This is a genomic window from Natrarchaeobius oligotrophus, assembly GCF_003841465.1.
In the GTDB taxonomy this organism is placed as follows: Archaea; Halobacteriota; Halobacteria; order Halobacteriales; family Natrialbaceae; genus Natrarchaeobius; species Natrarchaeobius oligotrophus.
Map to the genome: position 1 here is coordinate 1 of NZ_REFZ01000044.1, position 5,506 is coordinate 5,506.

Annotated in this window: 1 tRNA gene and 3 rRNA genes; all 4 read right to left on the reverse strand. The window is 58.5% G+C overall.

From position 1 onward, the window contains the following. Positions 1–65 precede the first annotated feature (65 nt). A 5S ribosomal RNA gene (gene rrf / locus EA472_RS21610) occupies positions 66–187 on the reverse strand. Positions 188–364: 177 nt separating this feature from the next. Continuing rightward, positions 365–3,283, reverse strand: a 23S ribosomal RNA gene (locus EA472_RS21615). Positions 3,284–3,509: 226 nt separating this feature from the next. Further along, positions 3,510–3,581, reverse strand: a tRNA-Ala gene (locus EA472_RS21620). A gap of 207 nt (positions 3,582–3,788) precedes the next feature. Further along, positions 3,789–5,261 (reverse strand): 16S ribosomal RNA (locus EA472_RS21625). The 16S, 23S and 5S rRNA genes sit together here with 1 tRNA gene alongside, the layout of an rRNA operon. Positions 5,262–5,506: the final 245 nt, after the last annotated feature.

Genomic DNA, 5,506 nt, shown 5'->3' on the forward strand with positions numbered 1-5,506 from the left:
CCCCGGTTGCAATGTGAGCCACCCCTCGACAGCGGTTGCTGTCGGGGGGTGGAAATGAAGTATGAGTGGGGCGGCGAACCGACGTTCCCAGAGGGTCTCCCACTCCAGTAGTTGCCGATACGCAGGCGGGCTTATCTTCCGTGTTCGGGATGGGTACGGGAGGAACCCCGCCGCTCTGGCCGCCTAACGCCGATCGACGGAATCGAACCGTCGCCAAACCGTAATCGGTGGTGTCTGACCGCGTGTATGTGTAGTCCAGTAAGCGCCTGGATCCGTTCGCCGGATCCCGATCCAATGCGATGTAGTCTCGAAGTGGCGGAGCCACTTCGATGAGTCCGCGATTTCTGTGAAATCGCGCGATATGACTGTGTGGCTTGGCCTGTTAGTGCTCGCGGGCTCAACGTCTCGTTGCCTCGACGCGTACACCCCGAGTCTATCGAACTCGTCTTCTACGAGTGGCCTCGGTGGTTCCTCGTTTTCAGGTGGGTTTCGAGCTTAGATGCGTTCAGCTCTTACCCCGTGGTGCGTCGCTGCCCGGCACGTGCTCTTTCGAACAGCCGGTACACGAGTGGCACCCATTCGCAGTTCCTCTCGTACTATGCGAACGTTCCCGTCAGGAACCTCACACCCCCAATAGATAGCAGCCGACCTGTCTCACGACGGTCTAAACCCAGCTCACGACCTCCTTTAATAGGCGAACAACCTCACCCTTGCCCGCTTCTGCACGGGCAGGATGGAGGGAACCGACATCGAGGTAGCAAGCCACCCGGTCGATATGTGCTCTTGCGGGTGACGACTCTGTTATCCCTAAGGTAGCTTTTCTGTCAGCAATTGGCCGCATCAAGCAGCCTAATTGGTTCGCTAGACCACGCTTTCGCGTCAGCGTCCGTCGTTGTGCCGGACACTGTCAGGCTTCCGTATGCTCTTGCGCTCTTTCCCGAGTCTCCGACTCGGGTGAGGAAACCTTGGGGCGCGCTCGATATCTTTTCAAGCGCGTACCGCCCCAGTCAAACTGCCCGGCTACCAGTGTCCTCCGCCAGGAGTGAGAGTCGCAGTCACCATCGGGTAGTATTTCAATGTTGCCTCGGTGGCCCGCTAGCGCGGGTACCTGTGTAACGGCTCCTACCTATGCTGCACAATGGCGACCACGTCTCAGTGACAGCCTGCAGTAAAGCTCTATAGGGTCTTCGCTTCCCCTTGGGGGTCTCCAGACTCCGCACTGGAATGTACAGTTCACCGGGCCCAACGTTGGGACAGTGGCGCTCTCGTTCATCCATTCATGCAAGCCGCTACTGAAGCGGCAAGGTACTACGCTACCTTAAGAGGGTCATAGTTACCCCCGCCGTTAACAGGTCCTTCGTCCCCTTGTACGGGGTGTTCAGATACCTGCACTGGGCAGGATTCAGTGACCGTACGAGTCCTTACGGATTTGCGGTCACCTATGTTGTTACTAGACAGTCGGAGCGCCCGAGTCACTGCGACCTGCCCCTTTCCGGGGCAGGCATCCCTTATTGCGAACGTACGGGACTAACTTGCCGAATTCCCTAACGTCGGTTGATCCCGACAGACCTTGGCTTTCGCCGCCACGAGTACCTGTGTCGGATCTCGGTACGGACAGTGTGCTCGCCTTTTCACGGGCTCTCGGTTGACCTCACTTGCGCTATCCAGCCATTCGACCGCTTCCTGCCATTACGGCTTCCACGATCTTCGACTGTTCGACCGGGCGAAGGCCCGGCTGAGGCGGCCCCAAAGCGTCGGCTTTGAGTGCACACTGGCATAGGAATATTAACCTATTTCCCTTTTGTCAGCTTCGACTTACGGGCTGACTTAGGACCGGCTAACCCTCAGCTGATCAGCATTGCTGAGGAACCCTTACTCGTTCGGCCGTCGGGGTTCTCACCCGACTAACGCTGCTACTATGACCAGGATTTTCGTTTCCGTACGGTCCACACGAAATCTCTTCCGTGCTTCCACCCGAACGGAACGCCAACCTACGGAATCACCATCTGACTGGTGCCGCTAGGTCTCGGTGGTGGACTTGAGCCCCGATCATTTTCAGCGCCCCGAACCTCGGCCGGTAAGCTGTTACGCTTTTCTTAGAGGGTAGCTGCTTCTAAGCTCACCTCCCGGCTGTCTAGGGCTCGGGACCACTTTCGATCGCACTTAGTCCACACTTGGGGACCTTAACCCAGCTCTGGGTTGTCTCCCTCACGGTACACAGGCTTACCCCGCGCACCGGACTCCCCGCGTCGAACGGCGTTCGTAGGTTCGGAGTTGGACAGGGGGGCGCACTCCTCTCGGAGTGCGGTCCCCCAATCCGTCGCTCTACCCCACGAACTACCTCGGCGGAGGTCATGCTTCGACATGTTTCGGTTGGAACCAGCTGTTTCCGGACTCGATGGGCCTTTCACCCCTAGACATAGGTCACGCGAGGGTATTGTAGGACACCAACGCTAACAGGCCTCCACGTGGCTTTCGCCACGCTTCACCTTGCCCATGCCTAGATCGTCCGGTTTCGGGTCGTGCCCGATTGACTCCCCGCGCTTGAACACGGCGGCCCTCGTCGGAAGACTGCGGCCATGTCGGTTTCCCTACGCCTTCCCCGATACTCGGGTTAGACTTGCCAATCAGGCACACTCCCTGGTTCGTTTTTCAAAACGTACGACGGAACACCGGCTTCCCGTGATTCTTACTGGAGACTCGCGTCTCGGTCATTTCTCACGGGACCTTTCGTGCCCCGTCGCTCTATCGCCAACTGATTTCACGCCCTATTGCACCTCCCTTCTTGGGGTGCTTTTCAGCGTTCGCTCACGCTACTTGTTCGCTATCGGTCTCGAGGAGTGTTTAGTCTTCGCGGTCGATGCCCGCGAGATTCACGAGGGATATCCAACCCCCGCTACTCTGGAGCTGACGCACAGCATACTGGTCGACGGTACGGGACTGTCACCCTGTTTCGTGCTCTGTTCCAAGAGACTTCTCGTCGAGGGTCTGCTGATGAGAGTCAGTCCGAACACCACATTGCCCGTGAAGGCTTCGGTTTGGACTGCGTCGCGTTCATTCGCCATTACTAACGACATCGCGTTTGCTTTCTTTTCCTGTCGGTACTAAGATGTTTCAATTCCCGACGTTCCCCATTGCGCGAAGCAATTGCGGTGGGGATTCCCATTCGGAGATCCTGAGTTCTTCCCCTCCGTGCGGGTCCCTCAGGCTTATCGCAGCTTGGCACGTCCTTCTTCAGCTCTCGAGCCGAGCGATCCACCAGCTGGCACAGTAGCCACGTTCATCGGATCTGGGGTACGACGGGAGTCGCACCCAAATGTGACCCGGGAACGGATCCAGTGGACGCCTGGACTACACGTACACGCGGTCTCATCTGCACGCCAGTAGACAGCTGGCCTGCATTAACCCTTCCCACCCACGTTTGCACGGGGTGGTGCATCGGTTTCGTTCGGATCAGATCGTAACCAGTTGTCCCGTATAAGGGACACGGTTTCGACCTGCTCCGAGTATGGACCCACTGGGATTCGAACCCAGGGCATCCTCCTTGCAAAGGAGGCACTCTCCCACTGAGCTATGGGCCCACCCTCGCAGTGGCGGTCACGCCACTGCGAGAGCTTGGTGTTAGCCTCGGTAGTTCAAAGGTGCCCGATCGGCCTGTCGGCGGATCGATCGAACGCGGAACCAGTTGGGTGACCGGTCGCTCTCGTAGAGAGAGCGATCGGTCGGGGTGGCCATCCCGTCAGGGTGGCCAGGTGGTGGGCCAGGCGCGACGGCCTGGTCCCGGTCTGTGGAGGTGATCCAGCCGCAGATTCCCCTACGGCTACCTTGTTACGACTTAAGCCCCCTTGCGAAGCCCAGATTCGACCCGGTAACCGGGCCTCATCCGGACCTCACTCGGGTGCTTTGACGGGCGGTGTGTGCAAGGAGCAGGGACGTATTCACCGCGCCCTTCTGAGGCGCGATTACTACCGAATCCAGCTTCATGAGGGCGAGTTTCAGCCCTCAATCCGAACTACGACCGAGTTTCGGAGATTAGCGCCCTCTTTCGAGGTGGCATCCCACTGTCTCGGCCATTGTAGCCCGCGTGTCGCCCAGCACATTCGGGGCATACTGACCTACCGTTGCCCGTTCCTTCCTCCAGTTTGGCACTGGCAGTCCTCCTAATGTACCCAACCACCACAAGGGTGTTGCTGGCAATTAAGAGTGCGGGTCTCGCTCGTTGCCTGACTTAACAGGACGCCTCACGGTACGAGCTGACGGCGGCCATGCACCTCCTCTCAGTAGCTCCAGTAAGCTCATCACACTGACCTTCACTGCATACTGTCGATGCTGGTGAGATGTCCGGCGTTGAGTCCAATTAAACCGCAGGCTCCTCCGGTTGTAGTGCTCCCCCGCCAATTCCTTTAAGTTTCATCCTTGCGGACGTACTTCCCAGGCGGTCTGCTTCACGGCTTCCCTACGGCACAGCACAGGCTCGTAGCCTGTGCCACACCTAGCAGACATCGTTTACAGCTCGGACTACCCGGGTATCTAATCCGGTTCGTGACCCGAGCTTTCGTCCCTCACCGTCGGATCCGTCTTCCTGAGGCGCTTTCGCCACCGGTGGTCCGTCCAGGATTACGGGATTTCACTCCTACCCCGGACGTACCCCTCAGGTCTTCCGGTCCCAAGCCGAGCAGTTTCCACCGGACGCCCGCACGTTAGGCGTGCGGATTTCCCGATGGACTTGCGCGGCCAGCTACGGACGCTTTAGGCCCAATAATAGCGGTCATCACTTGGGCTGCCGGTATTACCGCGGCGGCTGGCACCGGTCTTGCCCAGCCCTTATTCGCCTACCTCCTTACGGTAGGAAAAAGCGAGGACGATATGCCCTCGCAGATGGAGTCCCCTTATCGCACTGTCGTGCAGTGTAAAGGTTTCGCGCCTGCTGCGCCCCGTAGGGCCCGGTATCTTGTCTCAGATACCGTCTCCGGGCTCTTGCTCTCACAACCCGTACCGATTACTGGCACGGTGGGCCGTTACCCCACCGTCTACCTAATCGGCCGCAGCCACATCCTATAGCGCCGGAGCGTTTCACGATCCCTGCAGTTCCAGCCTGGGATCGCTATCCCGGATTAGCCTCAGTTTCCCGAGGTTGTCCAGGTCTATAGGGTAGTTTGGCCACGTGTTACTGAGCTATCTGCTACGAGTCTGAACTCGTGCAACTAGCATGGCTAAATCGGACTCCACTAGCAATGACCTCCGGCAGGATCAACCGGAATGTCTCTCCCCGAGAAGGGGAGGGTGCTCCCTGATGGGAGCTTGGCGGTGAATGTTAGTACACACTCACACATGGGTCCACGTTCGATGACGATCCGGTCGGAGACCGAACGGGCGTCACCGAACTACCAAGGCTAACATCAGATCCCATCTGTACGGAAGACCGCAGGGGTAGGATCCTCATCTCCTTCGGACCTACTCCTAAGCCGCCAGGGGTACATAACCCCTTCGACCTCGAGTGGTCCGA